The sequence below is a fragment of the Tessaracoccus lubricantis genome, assembly GCF_039544535.1.
Lineage (GTDB): Bacteria > Actinomycetota > Actinomycetes > Propionibacteriales > Propionibacteriaceae > Arachnia > Arachnia lubricantis.
In genome coordinates this window covers 1-19175 of the sequence record NZ_BAABLV010000006.1, presented here as the reverse complement: position 1 = coordinate 19175, position 19175 = coordinate 1, and the positions used below count along the sequence as shown (strand labels likewise).

The window sequence follows — 19175 nt, the reverse complement described above, 5'->3', positions numbered from 1 at the left end:
TATCGTTCTTGCTCAAGGCTCAGGCCTCAGTTCTCTGATCGTGCCGGCATCTTGGCTGCGGCCGATTCACGCAAGGTGGGCTCGCAACGCCAGAACGGACGCTCCGACGGCTGCGGCGTCGCGCATGTTCAGGGATATACCCACTTGAACACCGTGGGAGCTCCGTGACGCGAACTCGCTGTTGAGCCGAGCCGCTACCGATTCAACGTACAGGGAGGCCACGTCCCCGAACCCGGGACCCGCCAGAATGACCTGATCGAGGTCCAGCACGTTGGCTAGCGACAACACGGCGGTGGACATCGCACCTGCTGACTGCCGCAGGAGGGATAGAGCTTCGGGCTCTTCCGCGAGCGCCGCGGCGCCGATCTTGGCGAAGTTCTGGCGTCTTCCAGTGAGTGCCTCGTAGGCGCTCTCTACCGCATGAGGCCCGGCGACGGCTTCTAGGCATCCTCGGCCCCCGCATCTGCACATGGGGCCACCTTGGGTGACCACCGTGTGCCCAAACTCGCCAGCATTCCCACTGGATCCTCCTACCGGTAGGCCGTTGAGAATGAGTCCAGCGCCGATTCCCACATCCATGTAGACCATGGCGAGTGACTCGCTGGCCCGCGCGGCACCGCTCCAAGCTTCGCCTGCGGCTGCTGCGGTAGCGTCGTGATGAATCGAGGTGGGGATTCCAGCCGCTCGTGCGAACTCCTCTCGAAGGGGAAATCCGTGCCAGCCGGGGAGGTTTCGGGCTGGGCCCAATGCCCCTCGTGCTTGGTCAAGAGGTCCCGGGGCAGCGACACCGGCTCCGACCAACGCCGAACGGTCGATCCCGAGGGAGTCCACTAGCCCGTTGGCGGCTGACGCCATCCGGACCACGGAGGCATGAGGATCAAGAGCGGATCCTGAGCGCGACCGGGAACGGCCTACCACGGCTCCCCAGAGATTGGAGATTGCGACGGCGATGGCCCCTCCGCCGAACTGAACGCCGAGGGCGTAGCGGGCCTCGTGGTTGATATCGAGCAGCACTCGGCGCTTGCCACCGGTTGATTCACTGTGACCGACCTCGGCAACCAATCCGTCCCGGAGAAGGACGCGGACGATGTTGGTGATCGACGCCGCGGTGAGTCCCGTCAAATGCGCGAGTTCAATGCGGCTGGTGGGAGCGTGGGTCCGAATCGCCTCGAGCACGAGCGAGCGATTGCTCAACTGTCCAGCCATCCGCTGCCTCCTAGGGTTGATCGTTGCGCTGAAGGTCTCTACTAGCCCGCCCCAGGCGCCAAGATTAGGCGAGGATTTGGGTAGTGTACGGGGGTGGATGGAACCCAGCAGGACCACGCTGCCGTCGGTCTGGTGTTGCGGCGCCCTGTGCGGACCTTGGGCATCGAAGAGTTCTACACCTCCTTCATGAGCGGTGTCGAGGAGGTGCTGGCTGCCCGCGAGAAGCCGCTCGTATTGCAAGTAGTCCCGGATCTGGCCAGCGAACTTGACGCATACCGGCGGTGGAGCGAGGGCGGGCGCGTCGACGGCGTGATCCTGGTTGACCTTCTCGAACACGACGACCCACGCCCAGCTCTAGTCCGGGAACTGGGCATCCACTCCGTGATGCTCACACCCCACCCCGCTCCACCCGGTCAATCGGCGGTCAGCGTCGACGAACGCTCACCGATGCTTGAGATCGTTCAGCACTTGACGACTCTAGGACACCGGACAATCGGACGCGTGTCTGGCCCGACCGACTTCGCGCACACCTCGAGCCGCTCGGAGGCCTTTCGGTCGGCGTGCGACGCAGTCGGAGCCATCGGAGTACTGGCAGAAGGGGACTACACGGCAGAGGGAGGACGCTCCGCGACGGACCTTCTTCTGAGTGCCGTACCGACTCCGACGGCGCTGGTGTTTGATAACGATGTCATGGCAGTCGCTGCGGTTTCCCATCTGCGGGCCTTGAACCTGGATGTCCCAGGCGACGTTTCGATCATCGCCTGGGACGACTCAGTGGCATGTCGAGTGGCCACCCCGCCGATCGCCGCCCTCCGACGGGATATCCACGGGTTGGGCGAGCAAGTCGCCACGACCCTCTTGGCCGTCGTGGAGTCCGGGCTCCCTTTGATCAGCCCTGCGGAGACCGCGCATTTGGTGCACCGTGCTTCGACCAATGCGCCTCACAGCTGACTCAAGATTGTCTGTCGCCCGAGCGTGTGGCTATCAGCCCTGCATGGCTTCATCGAGTCGGTTCAGGATCTCGCTTGCCTCGAGAGTTCCATTGAAGAGTTCCTGCATGGAGATCATGAACTCCTCCTTCACCTGAGTGTTTGGCCAAGTCTGATCGGGGTAGACGGTTGCCCGCTGCCCTGTTTGAGCGGCGATTAGTGGCTTGTTGATGGCGTCAGCCTCGTAACTGGGGGCCGGCAGTGCCGGGGTGCTGTTTGAGGCAACTGCGAACAGCGCTTGCCCCTCAGGTGAGGCAGCATATTCGAGGAACGCGCTTGCGGCCTCAGGGTTCTTCGCCTTCGCGTTCATAGCGAAGTTCAGGCCCGGTGCGACCGGAGTGTAGGTCTCGTCCGCGTTGTCCGTGGCAGGGAATGGGGCCAAGGAGAAGGTGACGTTCTCGGGCGCATACTGCTGGGCGCCGGAGACGGCTTGGCTGACGTGGACGGCTCCCAGCGCCTCACCTTGTGCAACCAGCTTCATTTGGTCGTCGTAGCCGGTGCCGTTGGCGCCCTCGTTGAAGCACTGGGCTTTCCGCATCTCGTCGATCCTCTCAAGAGCAGTGCTCCATCCTGAGTCCGCAAAGGTGGCTTCGCCAGCGACCTGCTTGTTCGTGAACTCCGGGTCTGGTCCGTATACGAGGGAAGCGGTCAGCGCGTAGGGCAGCAATTGCGCGGTCCACGCATCCTTGTTGCCAAGTGCATAAGCGACCTTTCCGGCCGCCTTGGCGTCCACGCAGAGGTCCAGGACCTCGGTCCACGTGGTCGGAGCGCTCGCGCCGATCTCCTTCATGGCTTGGTCGTTGTAGATCGCCCCGATGCCGCCGATCGTGGCGGGCAGTGAATGGAGGGAACCGTCGAGGCCAGAGAGGCCGCGCAGGTTCTCAGGGACCAGAGACGCCCAGCCCTCGTTGCTGAGGTCTTGGACAAGGCCGTCGGCGGCAACAGAATGGATGGCCATCGAATCACCGCCTCCCGGCCAGACCTTGAAGATGTCTGGCGCGGTCCCGGCAGAAAGCTGCGTCCGCAGCTGTTGAATGTACGCCGAGTCCTGCTCGATGAACACCGGCTCGACCTTGTACTGGGGGTACGCACCTTGGAAGCCGTCGAGCAACTCCTGGGCGGCCGCCTGTTGTCCGCTGGCGAAGGTCAATACGGACTGGGCGTCGGTAGACGGGGCCGATGAGCCGTCCACCTCTTGGGCTGGCATTTGAGTGGAGCATCCCGCAAGGGCAATCGCTCCAGCGATCACTGTGGCAGCGCCTGCGAGGCGCAGCCGTTGGATGGGTCGTGTCATTGGTTCTCCTTTGTCCGTCGCGACATCGCGCGACTGGGTGGTCATTCGGTGCGGGGTCAGCGACTAGCCCTTGAGGCCCCCCGCGAAGCCCTTGATGATGTGCTTCTGGAGGAGGAAGTAAAGGAGGAGGATCGGGATTGCGGTGATCACGAGGGCCGCGAAGACGAGCGGCCACTGGGCGACGTACTGGCCCACGAAGTTGTAGATGGCCACGGGTGCAGTGGTGTTGCCGCTTCCCGACAAGTACAGAAGTGGGGTGAAGAACTCGTTCCACACGCCCACGGAGTTAAGCACCACGATGGTGCCCGTGACGGCGCGCAGCAGCGGGAAGACCACGCTCACGAAAGTGTGCCCTGGGCCACAGCCATCGACGAGGGCAGCCTCTTCGTAATCCAGAGGCAACTCTCGGAGAAAGGTGGTGTAGAGGAAGATCGAGAAAGGCAGTTGGGTGCCGATGTTGATCAGGACCAGTGCCCACAAGGTCCCGAGAAGGCCAAGGTCGCGCATGGTCGTGTACAGGGGAAGCAACCCGAGTTGGCTCGGGATCAGAAGGCCGGCCAAGAAGCCGTAGAAGGTCATGCGGGACCAGCATCGTGCCGCTCTGGCCAAGGGATAGGAAGCGAAGGCTGCGATGACCACAACTCCCAAGACGCTGAGCACCGCCACAATGAAACTGTTGGCGATGGCGCCACCCAAGGCCCCCTGCCGCCAGGCGTCGCTCAAGTTCTGGGCAGTGAGGGGGAGGTCCAATTCGAGGGCTGTCGTCTGAGAGCCGGGGGGCTTAAGGGCCACGTTGACCAAAGCGAACAGCGGGACCAGAAACCCGACAGCGAGCACGATCAGCGCCACCTCCCGGACAGCTGATCTCCAGGTATAACGATGCATATCAGTCTGTCTTCCGTAGCGTCAGCCGGTACTGAATCGCGGCCAGAACAGCGATCAGAATCGTCATCACCACTGCAAGGGCGATCGAGACCGGGTACTGGCCGGAGCTGAAGGCGCTCTTGTAGATGGTCGTGGAGATGGTCTCGGTAGCGATCCCCGGACCGCCACCAGTCATGGCCATCACCTGATCGAACTGCTTCAAACCGCCGATGAGGGAGAGCATCAGATTGATGACCACGGCACCGTTGAGCAGTGGCAAGACGACATTCCAGAATCTGCGCCAAGCGCCAGCTCCATCTATGGTTGCCGCTTCGATGACATCTTCCGGGATAGCCTGCAGCCCGGCGAGGAAGATCACCATGGAGTAACCGGAGAACTGCCAGATGATCGATAGGCAGATGGCATAGAGGGCCGTAGAAGGATCGCCCAACCAGTCGCGGGCCCAATGTTCCAGACCCAGCGAAATCAAAGCGGCGTTCACTGCGCCCCGGGGGGCCAGAAGGTAACTCCAGATGTATCCGGAGACAAGGGGTGTCAACACCACGGGGGCGAAGAAGACAACTCTCAGCACCATTCGGGACTTAACCACCGAGTTGAGCCCCAGTGCCAGACCCAGACCGATGGCATTTTGGATGACGGTCACAACGAACGCCAGGATCACCGTGTTCCACAGGGCAGCCAGGGCTCGCCGGTCGGTGATGACGTCCACGAAGTTCGCGAAGCCGACGAAGTCCCAGCCGGCCGACAACCCGTTCCAGTCAGTGAAGGAATAGAACGCACCGCGAAGACTGGGCACGACCACGACGAACAGGTATATCCCCACCGCTGGCAACAGAAACCACCAAGGCGCTCGAACGCCGGTGGAGCGACGAATGCGCCGCTCCACCGGTCGAGCCACCGGCGAAGCAGCGGGCGTCACCGGTGCTGCAGCGCCGTCGGCTACCAGCACGGACTCCCCAAGACGCATTTCGGACTCCTTCGTCACTCGTGCGGAACGGGGATGGGTTCCCCGGACAGGGAGAGCCTAAACCAGGACAAGAACTAATTTCAAGTGCTTAAATAAGATCGATGACATTGGCACGACCCCCGGGAGGGCGAGAGTGAGACCCATGCAACGGACCAGACTTCTCATCAGCACGGACGCCAAGAATGAGGCGGACGACCAGTTCGCCATCGTCCACGCACTGCTGTCACCCACTCTCGACGTTCGGGCAGTGCTCCCTGCGCACTTCGGTGCCCCAGGTTCACTAGCAGCCAGCCACGAGGAGGCGAAACTGTTGCTGAGCCTCCTCGGCATGACGGATCGAACGCCAATTGCGATTGGCTCCCCCGGGCCTCTGCTCAACGAGCACGACCCCATTGATTCGCCAGCGGCACGGAAGATTGTCGAGGAGTCGCAGCGCGGTGGGACCCTCCACATAGCCGCACTCGGGCCGCTGACCGACGTCGCAAGCGCGCTGCTCCTAGACCCCGATCTCGCCAAGCGCGATGTCGTCGTCATCTGGATCGGGGGACCCCCGTATAACAACATCGAGCCCGCCTACTGGCCGGAGTACAACCTGTCCAACGACATCCACGCAGCCAATGTCGTGTTCTCGTCGGCGATGCCCGTCTGGCAGGTACCCATGGACGTCTACACGCTCGTGGGCGTCAGTTACGACGAACTCGAACACAAAGTCCGGCCCCGAGGAAGGATCGGTGACTACCTGGTAAGTCAACTCCTGGATTGGAACGAAAGGAACATGAACCGCAGCGTCGATTTCCGCTCGCTCGGCGACTCGCCTGCCATCGGCATAGTCCTCAATCCGTTTGGGGCCGTCTGGCGTCGACATCCCGCCCCTCGCTTCACCGCAGACGGCGCGATGATCAGCGGCTCCAGCGGCCACACCGTTCGCGTATGCGAACGACTCGATACGCGCTACCTCCTTGAGGACTTCTTCGCAAAACTCCACCGCGCCCCCTAGTGTCGAGTCGCTCCCATGCCCGGGGTCTCATGCGCTCGAGTCGTTGCCATGAACGAAGCAGGGCAGCCCAGGCAGGGGTGGAAGCCAGGTAATGGTGCGGGGGATGCGAGGACTCAGGTCGGCCGAGGTCCATCGCTCGGGGAGCCAGTTGGGGCGCGCATTGGGGCGCATGATGCCTGACATCTCCGCGCTCTCGACCGCGAAAGCTGAAGCCCACCAGGCCCTTCCCGCGCGTAGAAGCACCAAGACCCCCGGCGAACCGGGGTCATCTGGTGGACCTTCCCAAGCGATTCTCAAACAAGCGCCCGGCGCTGAAATCGTTGATTCGGCGCGTTCTCAGGGGCTCTGAGAGGCGCGGACCTCGTAATCGAAGCTCTGAGAGACACGATACCCGGGGGGCGGTTGCGAAAAATCCGACGAAGTCTCAAACACGATTGACGTCAGAGCGGCTTGCGGAGCTGGTCGCCGACTATGAGTCGGGGACGCCGGTTAGGGAAATAGCGGCGAAGTATCGCGTGCATCGTGGAACGATCCCGACGTTCGTTAGGCGTGCCGGGGGTCGTCTCCGGTCGCCTGGGTTAAGCGATGCTGATCGTGTCCGTGCGAGCACTCTCTACGCGACGGGGATGACGTTGGATGCAGTTGCCGGGCAGCTTGCCGTAGACCCCAAGACTGTTCGAGACGCTGTCGTTGCCGAAGGGATCAGCGTTCGACCACGCGGCAGACGGCCACGCCCGTGAGAGTTAGGTGATTCACTATCAGCTCTTGAGATATTCCAGTACGGCGAGGACTCGTTTGTTGCCGCGGCGGTCACTGAGGTCGAGTTTGGTGAAGATGCTGCTGATGTGGCGTTCGATCGTCGGGGCGCTGAGGTGGAGCAGCTTGGTGATCTGTTCGTTCGTGTGCCCCTCAGCCATGCGCGCCAGCACCTCGCGTTCTCGATCGGTAAGGGACGCGAGCGCTCCTCGGCCGGGGCCGGCATCCAGAAGCGCGGCGACTACCTTCGGGTCGATGCTGACCCCGCCGTTGCCTACGGTGTCGATCGCGGTGAGGAAGTCTGTGACTCGGCCGACGCGCTCTTTCAGGAGGTATCCGGTGCCTCCCGATGCTTCGGGAGCGCCGGCCAGCAGTTCTTTCGCATACTCGTTCCCGAGGTGTTGGGAGAGCACCAGGATCGCGACCTCGGGGTTGTTTCTGCGGATGTCGATGGCGGCGCGGAGGCCGTCGTCGGTGTTGTCGGGCGGCATCCGCACGTCAACGACCAGCAGTTCCGGTGTCTGGTCGTCGGCCATTCGTGCTCGGAGTTCGTTTGCGTCGCTCACAGACCAGAGCACCGTGTGTCCGTATTGTTCGAGGAGAGAGGTGATGCCCGCACGGAGCAGGGCAACGTCTTCCGCAATGCCGATTCTCATGCATGTGCTCCTGTTCTGATGATGTCGCTGGGGAGCGTGATCGAGAGGGTCGTGTGCCCGCCGATAGGACTGTCGAGCTCGGCGGTACCCCGTAGGAGCGTGACACGGTGGGTGATACCGATCAGCCCGGTGCCTCGGGCGGGGTCCGCGCCACCGTTCCCGTCGTCGTTCAGCAGGAATCGGACACCACCAGGCACAATGCCGAGTGTGATCGTGATCTGGCGGGCGCCGCTGTGTTTGAGGCTGTTGGCGACGAACTCGGTGGCGATGGAGTACAGGCTGGCTTCTGCCGCGTCAGAGAACCGGAGCACAGGATCGACATCGACCCTCACCGGTACCGGGGATCGGTCGGCGAGGTCGCTCAGGGCGGCTGCCAGTCCCTTCTCGATAAGGACTCGTGGGCGCAGTCCTGATACGGCGGCGCGGATGGCGTCGAGGGCGCGTTCGATTTCATCGTGTGCGGAGTCGAGTCCTGGGAGCAGGTCGGGTTGTTCCTCTTCGATGCGGGTACGGAGGAGCCCGAGGTGGAGGGCGGCGCCGGCGAGATGTTGCTGGGGGCCGTCGTGGAGGTCGCGTTCGATGCGTCGTCGTTCTGCCTCGAACGCATCGACCAGCGCGACGCGTTCGCCCGCGAGCGTGGTGACTTGCTGTTCGAGCTCTTCGACGCGGGAACCGATCAGCACCCGAGCGGTCATCGACTGTACGACGGCAAGCGCAAGCTGCGCGTAGAGGAAGACGGCCAAGACGACGATGCCAAGCAGAGCGATCGGGATCGTGGCCGCGGGGTGATCGATGCGCCAGTCGCCAACTGTGAATGCCGAGCCGAACAAGGGTAGGAACGGTGCGAGCAGCAGCGTCAGCGTCAGGGTGAGTCCGAACATCCAGAGGGTGAAGGTCAGGACGGCGAAGATCAGGTGCAGGAGGGTTCCTGCGATCTCACGCCACCCGAGCGCCGATGCCAGCCGCGCGGGAACGTGCCGCCACGGAGGTATCCGCAGAGCCGTGGGCGGGCCCGGAATGCTCTCATGACCGACCAGACGCACCCGCTGACGCTCGATCGCGCTCAACAGCCACGCCCAGCCCGGAAGAAGCGGAAACAGGGCGATGAACATCATCGTCGGCAGAGCCAGCAGCATCCCGGAGAACCCGTAGACCGCCGCCGTCCACGGTGCCGCGCGCGCGAGAAGACGCAACGGATTCGCCCGGAGCAGGCGAAGCGTAAGCGCGGTTCTCATCCTCCTATTGTCTCGTTCGAGCCATCGGTGGACTTCGGGGGTTCCCCGAGAACAAGATGAGGGGTTTCCCTCACCCGGCGAGGGGAACCGCTCTCGTCTGCCGCGTGGCTGGGCGGGAGCCTGGACGTATGCACGAGTTTCAGGGTCAAGCGGCAGTCGTCGCACACGCAGTTGAGAAGTCGTTCGGCGGCAAACGGGGCCTGCCGCAGGTGGAGGTGCTGCGCGGGGTGTCGTTCACGGTGCCGACGGGCAGCATGATGTCGATCGTGGGACCCTCCGGGTGCGGGAAGTCGACGTTGCTGTTCTGTCTCGCGGGCCTGGACCCGGTGACAGCGGGGAACGTGCAGTTGCTCGGCAACGACCTCAGCACACTGCATCCGGGGGCTCTGGCGCGGCTCTACCGCGACCGGGTGGGGTTCGTGTTCCAGTCCTACAACCTCGTCTCGGCGCTAAACGCGCGCGAGAACGTCGTGCTCCCCAAGCGGCTCGCCGGCCAGCGCGTCGACCTGGATCACGCTGACGCAGTACTCACCGGGCTCGGTCTCGCGGACCGTACGCGGACGGGGGTGAACCGGCTCTCCAACGGTGAGCAGCAGCGTGTCGCGCTCGCCCGAGTGATGGCGAACGCACCCGAGCTGGTGTTCGCCGACGAACCCACCGGCGCCCTCGACAGTGCTTCCTCACGCCTGGTGCTCGGGAAGCTCCGAGAGCACGCGAACAGCGGACGCACCGTGGTCATGGTCACGCACGACCTCGACGCGGCAAGCCTCGCCGATCATGTGCTCGTCATGCGCGACGGCTCCGTCACCCACATGCTCACCGGAGCTACGAGTGCGCAGATCCTCGACGCGATGGAAGGGAACGCCGCGTGATCCGCCTCGCTCTCGCCGAACTCCGCACCGACGCTCGACTATGGATCGGGCCGTTGCTGGTTGCGAGCGTGGCTTCCGTATTCGTGTATCTCGCAGCGGTGTACTGGTGGACGCTCGGCACCCCGTCTGGGGCGGCGCTCATCGAGAGCTTCGGCTCGACCGTCGAGGAAGCCCGAGCTGGGAGCTATGTGGTCTACGTCTCCACCGCGATCCCCGCGATTGCGGTGCTCGGATCGACCAGCGCTGCGACCATCGCGGCCTTCGCCACCAGAATCGCCCGCTGGCGACTCGCCGGGGCCACACCCCGACAGGTGCGCGCCGTGGTCACCGTCCAGGTGCTTGTCGTGAACACGATCGGCACGCTCCTCGGAATCTCCATCGCCCTGCCGCTGCGTCAAGCAGCAGTCGACTTGCTCGTGCGGATGGTGACTCGAGGCGATTACACCATCCCCGCCGACGACAGTCTCGCTCCTGCGCTGGTCGCGCTGGCCGGGTCAACGCTCGTCTGCTTCCTGGCGAGTTTCGCGCCCGCGCGTCGTGCTGCCCGGATTCCCGCGGTGCACGCCGTCCGCGATTCGGTCGAAGCGTCGAAGACGATGCCAGTCTCACGATGGATCATCGCCGGCATTCTCGTTTTCATACTCAGTCAGCAAGTGATCGTCACCGTCTTCGCCACGCAGACGCTCGGTGCGGATTCCGGGGTCGAGTCCGCCGCCGCGACGCTGGCGCTCACCCTCGGCGTCATGATGATCGCGACCATCGGCGCGCTCGCACCCATCCTCGTGCCCGCGCTGATCCGCCTGTGGACGGCGGTCGTTCCCTCACGTTTCGCGCCGTCGTGGTTCATCGCGCGTCACTCCGCGATCGAGCACCCCCGGCAAGCGTCGACCGCTGTGATGCCCATCAGCATCGGCATCGCCCTGTACGGCATCCTCTTCGGCATCATCGCCACCTGGCAGAACGCCCTCCACACCGCCGGACTCGCAGGAGAGCTCAACACCATCGACACCTACGTCATGCTCACCCCCGCCGCGGTCATCGCGATCACCGGGAGCGTCGCAAGCATCCTGCTCACCACCCGAGCACGCACCCGCCAATACGCACTCATCCGCACCGCCGGCGCACCACCCAGAACCATCGTCAGCATCGCACTCGCCGAAGCAGTCAGCTACAGCATCACCGCGATCGGGCTCGGCCTCGCAGTCGCCTACGCGAGCGTTCTCACCGCCGCGGGCTTGCTCACCGCGACCGGACTCCCTGCGACACCGCTCATCGACTTCCGCCAAATGCTCCTTCTCGCAGGAATCGGAATCATCGCCGTCCTGACCTCACTCCTCGTCCCCGCTCTCGTTGCGATCCGTGGGAACCCTCGCGACACAGTTGCCCTGTCCTGAACGGCTGTGTGATGTCTTGATGCGGCCTCAGAGAAGCACACGCAGCTCAGCGAAAGCCGGTGGGCGGTGAGTGTCGGGTGCAGCTTTCGTCGCTCAAGCCGAGTTCGGCTTCTGGCACCTTCTCCCCGATCGTTGCTCGAACGGAGAGCCGTCATACTGCGGTCAATCCGATTGCCTTTGACTGCGTGAAGCTCATCGTCGTCCGGGCCGGCGGCGCTCGATTGTTCAGCGCGTTCGGTAACCACCACGTCAACATCGGTGATGTCGTCATGCTGGCGACGAACACCCTCTGCGGAGCAGAGCCTGAGGGTTGGATAACGACGACCACGCTTTACCTTGACCGTGACTATCTGATCGATCAGGTGTTCTGGCAGTACGCCGCGCAGTTCTGCGACCGTCACAACGCGCGCGACTTCTTCGACGCCCACTATTCGACACCCGCGCAGATCGTCCATATCGGCGAGGATCGCGCCGGTCATCTCATGCCGTGGCTGGATGAACTCACCGCACTCAGCCTTGACGGGCCACAGCCTGAACGGTTCCTGCGGGCGCAAGCGCTGCTCTTCTCGGTGCTCGATGTCATCGTGCCGTTCATGACGACAACAGCCGCTACGGTGAGCGGTCGCCGCGGCAGCACCGTGATCCCCGCTGCGCCGCGACACCGTCAGTTCACGCCACTTCGCGTCGAAGCCCGCCACATCGCGCAGCTCATACGAGATGATCCGGCGCACCAATGGACCGTGCCGGAGTTAGCGGAGGCCGTTCACCTGTCGCCGTCACAGTTGAGGCGTGTGTTCGTGGAGGCGTTCGGGAAGGCACCCATCGCGTATCTGACAATGGTGCGCACGGAACGGATGGCACAGCTACTGCGCTCGACCGTGCTTCCGATCAAGCAGATCGCCGCAGATGTGGGATGGGCGGATGCCGACTTCGCAGCCCGCCAGTTCCGTCGGGGCCTTGGGGCAACGCCAACGGCTTACCGGCAGTTCGTGTGTGGCTCCGGTTCGGACGACGCGGCGTAGCGGTGCCGCAGGGGTCGGTCAGACCGCTTGCTTGACCAGCTCGGTCGATGCTTGTCGTTCGGCGCGAGCGGCGACGGCCTCGCGTACCCGGACGCGGGCGAGCAGGATCAGGCTGACGGGTCCCATGATGATGAACTTCATCGTGTTCCACAAGCAGAGGAGGACGAGGAGGTTGAGCCACCCGGGTCCGCCGTCTGCGATGAGGGTGGTGAAGGTGCTCGCGCCGAGGAGGTAGGGCACGGCGAGGAGCATCGCGGGTACGCCCCATTTGAGTCCTCGGCGGGTGCGGATGGCGTCGAGGAGGATGTTGGTGGGCATGTAGCGGCGCAGGAATGCGCGGGTGTGGACGCTGAGGGTCCAGAGCTGGCGGATCATGACGGGGGTTTCCTCTCACATGCACGACGAATAGTCGGAGGCGGTGCGTTTGTGAGTGGCCTTGCGGCCTGCCCCAAGGAGCGTCATATCAAGGAGAAATCCGCCTCACCACCAGGATACGACGCACCAGCGACAATCGGAAGAGCAACCGGTCACAGCCCCCGGCTCGCACCCTCACGCCGCGCCGCGCGCGACGGAGAATCACTGCCCTCGGTGCCGGCGAGGTCGCGGAGCTTCGCGAGGGCGGCTTTCGCTCGTGCAGCGTCGATCTTCTGCGCGTCGCTATCGGGCGCTGGACCGAGCGGCGTGCGTCTGGTGATGCCGTACCGGTCGCGGTACGCGGCGACGGTTCGCGCTTGCCGTTTCCACGCTGCTGCGGCTCTCGTCTCTGTGGGTGTGTCTCCGAGCGCGAGCACCCATTCCTGCCGTTCGGTGAGGGCTTGGTCAAGGACGGCTTCGGCACGATGCTGGATCAACTCGCGCCGCTCCGCCAGAGCCTTCCGCATCTCGGCGGACATGGGTCCCGCTGCTTCGGGGATCAATCCCGCGATCAGACGGGGCGCCTTGCGGGTACGACCAGACCCGGCCGGCCTCTCGGTCGCGCGAGCGAGGCGGTGGTGAAGGACAGAGGCGATGTCATCGGCATCGCCAAAGCCGCGAGCCGCGACCAGCCGCGGCATGAGCGCGTCAACGTTGTGGTGGTTCGCTTCCGCCCGCCGCAGTTCTGCGGTGAGGGCTCCGAATGCGTCGGAGTGGATGGTGTCTTCTGCTTCGTCCGGGGTGAGACCGGATTCGCGGATGAGGGTGGCGAAGCGGTCGTGTTGGGCGGCTTGCGCGATCGTCTCGTACTCGGCCGCGAGCTGTCCCACCGACCCCATTGCCTCCTGCTCTGCGGTGATCGTCTCGTGCGCGGAGAGCTCGGCGCCGACGTGCTGCAGCATCCCGTAGAGGACGCTCCTCGCAGTCGCCTCAGGATCGTCCGCCGGGTGCGGGGCAGTGTGGTTGTCGTCGGGTCGATCGGTGGCGACGTAGACGAGATTCGTGTGCCTGCCGCGGGTCATCGCGACATACAGGTTCTCTCTCGTCGTGGACGGATCAGCAAGCACATGCGAGGTGTCGGTAGTGATGCCTTGCGCCCTATGGCCGGTCACTGCGTATCCCAGATCAACGTGATCCGAGACGTAGTCGGCGGGGAGGATTACGGTGCCGCGACTGTTCGCGCGGCGAGCGGTGAGCGATCCGTCATCTCGGACGTCGGTGACAGTCCACCGGTCCCCGTTTCGCACCCACCCCCGCGGGGTGTGGAGTCGACGGTCGTTCTTCCTGGTAATGATCGTGTCGCCGACCCCGGCACGGGCATCTCCTTGGAGTGCGACTTCGCGACGGGCATTCACTGTGCCATCGAGGATGAGGTCGGCACGGGCACGCTGATTCAACGCATGGACGGACTCGGTCGACTCCGCAATCAATACGGTTGAAGTCCCGGCGAGGGTGTCGGTGCGCCAGGCAGTGTAGGCGGCGTCGATCATCGCTTCGGTGTTCCCGCCGCTGATGCGGCCGTGGGCGGCGTAGGTGTCGATGGCTTCTGGCCGGCCGTGGCGGAGGTCGAGGGAGGTGGTCTTTTCCCAGTCGTTGACGAAGCGGTGCACGTCGACCAGCTCGGGTGCGTCGTCGCGGTCGTGGACGAGGAGGGAGAACGCGCCGCCGGCGGTGACGGATTGCAGTTGCGCCCAGTCCCCCACCAACAGCACCTTCGCACCGACCTCTACCGCGTGCTCCGTGATCCGATCCAGCGAGAGCGTGCCAGCGAGGGAGGCTTCGTCCACGATCACGAGCTGCCCCTTACGGAACGAGGTGCCAGTGCTCCGGTGGTCTTGCCACCATTTCGCAGTGTTCTCCGTCCGAATGCCGAGATCATCGGCAAGGACCTGCGCGGCCACCGCCGACGGCGCCAGCCCGACGACGCTGCCGCGCCCGTGCTCACGCTCCCACGCTGTGCGCAGGGCGCGCATCGCCGTGGTTTTCCCAGCTCCGGCCGGGCCGACCAGGACGTCCACTGCTCGACCTGAGATCGCAATGCCGGCGAGGGCGGCGGCTTGATCGTCCGCGAGGAGCCTGCCGTCGCGGTCCGGGCGCCGGGTGACCTTCTCGATCACCTCGACGGGCACGGTGGGGGCAGTCATGGTGCGGGCGCGCTCGAGGAGCCGGTCTTCCGCCGCAAGGATGTCAGGCGATGAGTAGACCGTCGACGCGACGGGTCGGAACCTGCTGCTGCCGTCAGCCCGTCGGAACACGGTTGGGCTGGAGGCGAGTTCGGGCGGGGTGAGCTGGATCGAGGCGTGCTCGGCGGCGTCGACGACCATGCCGACGATCGCTTCACGATCTAGGGTGGTGGCAAACCGGTAGGGCATGGTCTGGCGTGCGGCCTCGGCAGTGAGGTTCCACCTCCGCCAGGTCGACCGCTTCTCACCAACCGCCTCCACCACACTGCGCCCCAGTGAGGCGATCACGTCCAACGGCACATCGTCCGCACGCAACAACAGCGGCTTACCGTTGGCGGTGACGGTGCGGGCCCAGCGGGTGGCGTCTTCACCGAGAAGGTGCGACGCACGATCCCGCCACTCACCGGTGAGGTCCGCGAGGGAACGAACCTGCTTCTCCGGGCGGGTCGCCAACGTCGCCTGCGCACGCAACTTAATGACCGTCGCAAGCGACGGCTGCCTGCCATGACGCGCAACGTAATCAGCGATCAGACGGTTCTTCTCCTCGTCAATCTGCCTGGCCCTCGACGAGAACTCCGCCACCAGTCGCTCGGAAACCGTGGTGATCGCCCACGCAGGGTTGCGGTCGCGCCCCATGTCACGCGCCTCCCAGTCGACGCCAAAGGCACGGGAGAGATGATCAGCGAAGACAGCTTCGTGGAGTTCGGAGAGGGCGACGGTGGCGGCGTGGAGGGGGCGGCCGTCGAGAGAGCGCCATTTGCCGTCGTGGACGGTCTGCACCTTGTTCGAGATCACCACATGCGTGTGCAGATGCGGGTCACCCGCCCGTGAGTCGTAGTGATCGAACGCGGTCGCGATCACCCCGGACACATCGGCCTGCGCAACTGCCCCGTTGCGTCCTGCTGCGCCGACGCGGGTTGCTGCAACCTCTCGCTCGATGAACGCAACCATCTCCGCAACCGCCGCGTGATGCGCGTCCGCAATCAGCGATTGCGTGCCAGCATCGGCCACCGCCCACAGCACCGATGCGGACTTCGGAATCGAGAACGTGAAATCGAACCCCGCAACCGCCTTCCGCACCCCACGAGCACTCTCCTCAGCCGCGATTGCGGCGACCGCTTCCGCACGCTCCGTCACAGGAAGGTCAGCGTCGAGCCTCGACGTGCGGTGCTCGATCCGCTCGGTCACCGTCGGGTACTTCCGATACGGGCTACCGAGCGCCTTGTCGGTCACCGGGTCGCGGCCCTGCCCGATCAGGCGTTGAAGCTGCTGCTCGGAGACCTCATCGCCGACGGCGACCGTTCCGCCGCCGAGTGCGGTGACGGCTGATCCGAGCCATCGGCCCGGCGGCGTTCCTTGCTCGGTGTAATACCTCGTGAGCGGTGTCGAGAGCACCCTGTCACCGTCGCCGGTGGCGACGGTGCGCAGGAGGTACTTGTAGCCGTCGCCGGCGGACATCACCCGCATCGAAACCGTCACCAGGAACCGCCTCTCCTCACCACGAAGGTGAGCTCCGCAGCCCGCGGGCGCGGTGACTTCTGAGGTCACTTTCGGGAGGCGGCGAACCTCGCTTGCAAGACGCGTGACAACCCGTTTGAGCGAACCGCGAAGGGGTCAGACGAGCGAACTTCTGGGCGCGGCACGCGGGGGCGTGGCGAGCGGCCTGGGCGTAGGCCGGTGGGGCCGACCGTGCACCTCGTTGGTGACCAGCTCGGAGCAGCATCACGGCTCCGAGGATCACCGACCCAGGAGGCTCGCCGATGGCAAATAGGGTTCCAAGCGACCCGGCCGCGCCGCTACGCGTCGGGTCGCTGTTCTCCGGCTACGGCGGACTCGACCTTGCCGTGGAGGAAGTCTTCGGAGCGAAGACGATCTGGTTCTCTGAGATAAACGAACCCGTCTCCCGTGTCTTCTCCCACCACTGGCCCGACGCCCCCAACCTCGGCGACATCACCACCATCAACTGGAACACTGTCCCGCCGGTGGACATCCTCTGCGGCGGGTTCCCCTGCCAAGACGTATCCACGGTCGGGAAGATGGCCGGCCTGAAACCCGGCACTCGATCCGGACTCTGGGCGCACATGGCAGCAGCGATCGACGTTCTGCAACCGGAACGGGTGGTGATCGAGAACGTGCGCGGGCTGCTATCTGCACCCGCGATCCGCGCGATTCCCGAAGGAGACAACGATGAGCAGCGCAACCCCAAAGACGCAACCCCCAGCGACGCAGCCTCTCGCAGTGTGGAATCCGATTCGTGGCATTTGGGAGAAACCGCAACTCGACCTCTTCGGGCAGCGGGAGCAGTTTTGGGAGACCTGGCCGACCTCCGGTATGACGCGCAATGGATCGGTTTACCCGCTTCCGCTATCGGCGCACCTCATCCCCGATACCGGGTCTTCATCCTCGCCCACCGCGCTGTTCCGGACCCCACTCGCGTCGGACGCGTCTCGGGGCGGGGAGACCCTGCAACAGGTGAAAGCACGGCGGGGCACGATCGCTCTGAGCCATCAGATTATCGACCTCGCCCTCCACGGACCACACGGATACCCGCGCACCCAGGAGCCCGAGAGCCTGTGGTCGTTGATCGGGCAGCTCTTCGACGCTGGGGACGATACGCCGAAGCCGTGACCAGATGGGAGCGAATCACTGGCCGCTCCGCTCCGTCACCGGCGCTTCTGAGCGACAAGACCGGTCCGCGTCCGGCGCCCCCGTTCGTCGAATGGCTTATGGGGCTACCGGCCGGATGGGTGACCGATGCGTGTCATGGGCTGACCGCCAACCAACAACTTGCGTCGCTCGGGAACGGTGTTCTCCCGAGGCAAGCTGTCGCGGCTTTGGGAGCGGCCCGGAAGATGCTCAACTTCTGAGATACACCAGCACTGTGAGGACCTGCTTGTTGCCAGCATGCTCACCGACGCGGAGCATGGCGAAGCTGCTGCCGATATCGCGCTCGATCCGTACGCGAGAGCCAAGGGATTGGGAACGATCAGCGGCTCCGGCTGCCCCCTGCGGCGCGGTGCTCGGGCGTTTGATGGGTCGGATGTGCCCGGTAAACGGGGGCGTTAGTGTTGGGAATGCGTTAGCGAACCGCGGTGATCTGCCGGTTTGCTGCATGGGCTCCGTATGGCGCTCTCGCGGCGGTCCCGTGAGCGGGTGAGCATCAGTGCATGTCTCGTGTAAGTCCCACAGCTGGCCGGTCGCGACAGCCCAGCGGTTCCCGGTTGCCGCGACCCGTGCGCTGGGGATCCGTTTGTCACACTGTCGCGCGTCACGGTGTGGGGACGTCCCGCCTGGTCGTGTATTCGCCGGTGTCGTCGGAGCGTGAACGGTTCTGGGCACGGTTGGCGAGTGCTTTCGTGCCGGCGGCCCTGAGCATGGGTCTGCTGCTGTGGCTTGTGCTTATCGCGGTTGGCGCGTCTCCTGAGGCGTCGGCGGTCGGGATCGTGCTGGTGGGGGTGTCGGCCGGAGTGTTCCTTTGGTGGAAGGCACGTCCGCTTCGTGGACGGGTGGCAATGGCGTGGTCGAGCCGATTCGTGTTCTGGCCTCGTCGTGATGATGAGGATCGTGAAGAGATGATCACGACGCTGTCGTTGCTGATGGAGCGCGCAACAGAGGATCTTCGTCACGGGAGGATCACGCGAAGCGTGTACGACCGCGTGTGGATGGCCGTCTACGAGGAGACGCATGCACTGTCTCCCGCGCGAGATTAGTAAGCACGCGGATTCGCGCTGGGAGCTGGCGCCCGTGACCATCGATGGGTCCACTGGTAGGGATTCGGCGACGCTAGAGAAGTGCTTCTGCGGCGGCGGCGGCAATGGATCTGTGTGCGATTTGGTCCCACGAGGTCGCGTAGTAGCTCTCGAAGGGTGTGGTGGTGATCCTTTGGTGTACGCGTTCGGTGAGTGTCACGGTGAACCGCCCCAGGTTTGGTGCCGCATCCTTTTGAGTTGATTGGATGTCATCATGCCGAAGAAGATCGATCCTGCGGTGCGTGAGCGCGCTGTCCGGCTGGTGCTCGAGCACCGGGCCGAGTACCCCTCGAACGCGAAAGCCATCGCGGCCGTCGCCCGCCAGGAAGGCGTCGGCGCGGAGTCGCTGCGCCGGTGGGTCGTGCAAGCCGATATCGACGCGGGTAACCGTGATGGGCAGACCACCGAAGAGCATGCCGAGATCCGCCGGTTGAAGGCGGAGAACAAGGAGCTGCGCGACAAGGTCGCGATCTTGAAAGCGGCGACGACTTATGTGGGTGATCGCTGTCAAGCGGTGGCTTGATCGAGGCCTTCGAGGAGGTTGGTGTAGATCTCG

At 64.5% G+C, this 19175-nt stretch carries 15 protein-coding genes and 2 pseudogenes; 9 read left to right on the top strand and 8 right to left on the bottom strand.

Annotated features, from left to right (window positions below):
- Window positions 1–66: 66 nt before the first annotated feature.
- Window positions 67–1206, bottom strand: coding sequence for an ROK family transcriptional regulator (locus tag ABEA30_RS01780; RefSeq protein WP_345578080.1), 1140 nt, complete (start codon window positions 1204–1206; stop codon window positions 67–69).
- A gap of 93 nt (window positions 1207–1299) precedes the next feature.
- Here ABEA30_RS01780 and ABEA30_RS01775 point away from each other — a divergent pair, with 93 nt between their 5' ends.
- On the top strand, window positions 1300–2157 hold the full coding sequence (locus tag ABEA30_RS01775; RefSeq protein ID WP_345578077.1) for a LacI family DNA-binding transcriptional regulator: 858 nt from the start codon (window positions 1300–1302) through the stop codon (window positions 2155–2157).
- Between the two features lie 33 nt (window positions 2158–2190).
- Here ABEA30_RS01775 and ABEA30_RS01770 read toward each other — a convergent pair whose 3' ends face one another.
- The 3 genes from ABEA30_RS01770 to ABEA30_RS01760 all read right to left on the bottom strand — a co-directional run bounded on the left by ABEA30_RS01770 (window position 2191) and on the right by ABEA30_RS01760 (window position 5341).
- Complete coding sequence (locus tag ABEA30_RS01770) at window positions 2191–3489, bottom strand: ABC transporter substrate-binding protein (protein WP_345578074.1); 1299 nt, start codon at window positions 3487–3489, stop codon at window positions 2191–2193.
- Window positions 3490–3552: 63 nt separating this feature from the next.
- Complete coding sequence (locus ABEA30_RS01765; protein WP_345578071.1) at window positions 3553–4338, bottom strand: carbohydrate ABC transporter permease; 786 nt, start codon at window positions 4336–4338, stop codon at window positions 3553–3555.
- A 37-nt stretch (window positions 4339–4375) separates the two neighbouring features.
- Window positions 4376–5341 (bottom strand): carbohydrate ABC transporter permease, encoded by a 966-nt coding sequence (locus tag ABEA30_RS01760; protein WP_345578068.1) that lies wholly within the window; start codon window positions 5339–5341, stop codon window positions 4376–4378.
- A 142-nt stretch (window positions 5342–5483) separates the two neighbouring features.
- Between ABEA30_RS01760 and ABEA30_RS01755 the strand changes: the two genes are divergently transcribed.
- Window positions 5484–6338: a nucleoside hydrolase gene (locus tag ABEA30_RS01755; protein ID WP_345578065.1), complete on the top strand. Its 855-nt coding sequence runs from the start codon at window positions 5484–5486 to the stop codon at window positions 6336–6338.
- Between the two features lie 758 nt (window positions 6339–7096).
- Here the strand turns inward: ABEA30_RS01755 and ABEA30_RS01750 are convergent.
- Complete coding sequence (locus tag ABEA30_RS01750) at window positions 7097–7750, bottom strand: response regulator transcription factor (RefSeq protein WP_345578062.1); 654 nt, start codon at window positions 7748–7750, stop codon at window positions 7097–7099.
- Entirely contained in the window at window positions 7747–8985 is a 1239-nt protein-coding gene (locus tag ABEA30_RS01745; RefSeq protein ID WP_345578059.1) for a sensor histidine kinase, read from the bottom strand. The genes ABEA30_RS01750 and ABEA30_RS01745 overlap by 4 nt, the downstream gene beginning before the upstream one ends.
- A gap of 104 nt (window positions 8986–9089) precedes the next feature.
- Between ABEA30_RS01745 and ABEA30_RS01740 the strand changes: the two genes are divergently transcribed.
- From ABEA30_RS01740 to ABEA30_RS01730, 3 genes are all read left to right on the top strand, one after another.
- On the top strand, window positions 9090–9857 hold the full coding sequence (locus tag ABEA30_RS01740) for an ABC transporter ATP-binding protein (protein ID WP_345578056.1): 768 nt from the start codon (window positions 9090–9092) through the stop codon (window positions 9855–9857).
- Window positions 9854–11251, top strand: a complete 1398-nt coding sequence (locus tag ABEA30_RS01735; protein WP_345578053.1) for an FtsX-like permease family protein — start codon at window positions 9854–9856, stop codon at window positions 11249–11251. Before ABEA30_RS01740 ends, ABEA30_RS01735 begins: the two co-directional genes overlap by 4 nt.
- A gap of 185 nt (window positions 11252–11436) precedes the next feature.
- Window positions 11437–12273 (top strand): AraC family transcriptional regulator, encoded by an 837-nt coding sequence (locus tag ABEA30_RS01730; protein WP_345578050.1) that lies wholly within the window; start codon window positions 11437–11439, stop codon window positions 12271–12273.
- Between the two features lie 18 nt (window positions 12274–12291).
- Here the strand turns inward: ABEA30_RS01730 and ABEA30_RS01725 are convergent, their stop codons facing one another.
- Both ABEA30_RS01725 and mobF read right to left on the bottom strand, forming a co-directional pair.
- Window positions 12292–12648 carry a sulfate permease gene (locus ABEA30_RS01725; protein ID WP_345578047.1) on the bottom strand — a complete coding sequence of 119 codons (357 nt, stop codon included), beginning with the start codon at window positions 12646–12648 and terminating at the stop codon, window positions 12292–12294.
- Window positions 12649–12800: 152 nt separating this feature from the next.
- Window positions 12801–16349: a MobF family relaxase gene (gene mobF, locus ABEA30_RS01720; protein ID WP_345578044.1), complete on the bottom strand. Its 3549-nt coding sequence runs from the start codon at window positions 16347–16349 to the stop codon at window positions 12801–12803.
- A 281-nt stretch (window positions 16350–16630) separates the two neighbouring features.
- Here mobF and ABEA30_RS01715 point away from each other — a divergent pair.
- The 4 genes and pseudogenes from ABEA30_RS01715 to ABEA30_RS01700 all read left to right on the top strand — a co-directional run.
- Window positions 16631–17011: pseudogene (locus ABEA30_RS01715) on the top strand (DNA cytosine methyltransferase); the annotation flags it as partial.
- Between the two features lie 46 nt (window positions 17012–17057).
- On the top strand, window positions 17058–17498 hold the full coding sequence (locus tag ABEA30_RS01710) for a hypothetical protein (protein WP_067243087.1): 441 nt from the start codon (window positions 17058–17060) through the stop codon (window positions 17496–17498).
- 539 nt (window positions 17499–18037) lie between these two features.
- Window positions 18038–18580 carry a DUF6611 family protein gene (locus ABEA30_RS01705; RefSeq protein ID WP_345578041.1) on the top strand — a complete coding sequence of 181 codons (543 nt, stop codon included), beginning with the start codon at window positions 18038–18040 and terminating at the stop codon, window positions 18578–18580.
- A 253-nt stretch (window positions 18581–18833) separates the two neighbouring features.
- Window positions 18834–19115, top strand: a pseudogene (locus ABEA30_RS01700) (transposase); the annotation flags it as partial.
- Window positions 19116–19175 lie beyond the last annotated feature (60 nt).

Excerpts from the sequence above, each read along its gene's own strand:
- ABEA30_RS01780 (WP_345578080.1), bottom strand. The coding sequence starts at position 1,206 with ATGGCTGGACAGTTGAGCAATCGCTCGCTCGTGCTCGAGGCGATTCGG.
- ABEA30_RS01770 (WP_345578074.1), bottom strand. The coding sequence starts at position 3,489 with ATGACACGACCCATCCAACGGCTGCGCCTCGCAGGCGCTGCCACAGTG.
- ABEA30_RS01760 (WP_345578068.1), bottom strand. The coding sequence starts at position 5,341 with ATGCGTCTTGGGGAGTCCGTGCTGGTAGCCGACGGCGCTGCAGCACCG.
- ABEA30_RS01755 (WP_345578065.1), top strand. The coding sequence starts at position 5,484 with ATGCAACGGACCAGACTTCTCATCAGCACGGACGCCAAGAATGAGGCG.
- ABEA30_RS01750 (WP_345578062.1), bottom strand. The coding sequence starts at position 7,750 with ATGAGAATCGGCATTGCGGAAGACGTTGCCCTGCTCCGTGCGGGCATC.
- ABEA30_RS01745 (WP_345578059.1), bottom strand. The coding sequence starts at position 8,985 with ATGAGAACCGCGCTTACGCTTCGCCTGCTCCGGGCGAATCCGTTGCGT.
- ABEA30_RS01725 (WP_345578047.1), bottom strand. The coding sequence starts at position 12,648 with ATGATCCGCCAGCTCTGGACCCTCAGCGTCCACACCCGCGCATTCCTG.
- ABEA30_RS01710 (WP_067243087.1), top strand. The coding sequence starts at position 17,058 with ATGAGCAGCGCAACCCCAAAGACGCAACCCCCAGCGACGCAGCCTCTC.
- ABEA30_RS01705 (WP_345578041.1), top strand. The coding sequence starts at position 18,038 with ATGTCTCGTGTAAGTCCCACAGCTGGCCGGTCGCGACAGCCCAGCGGT.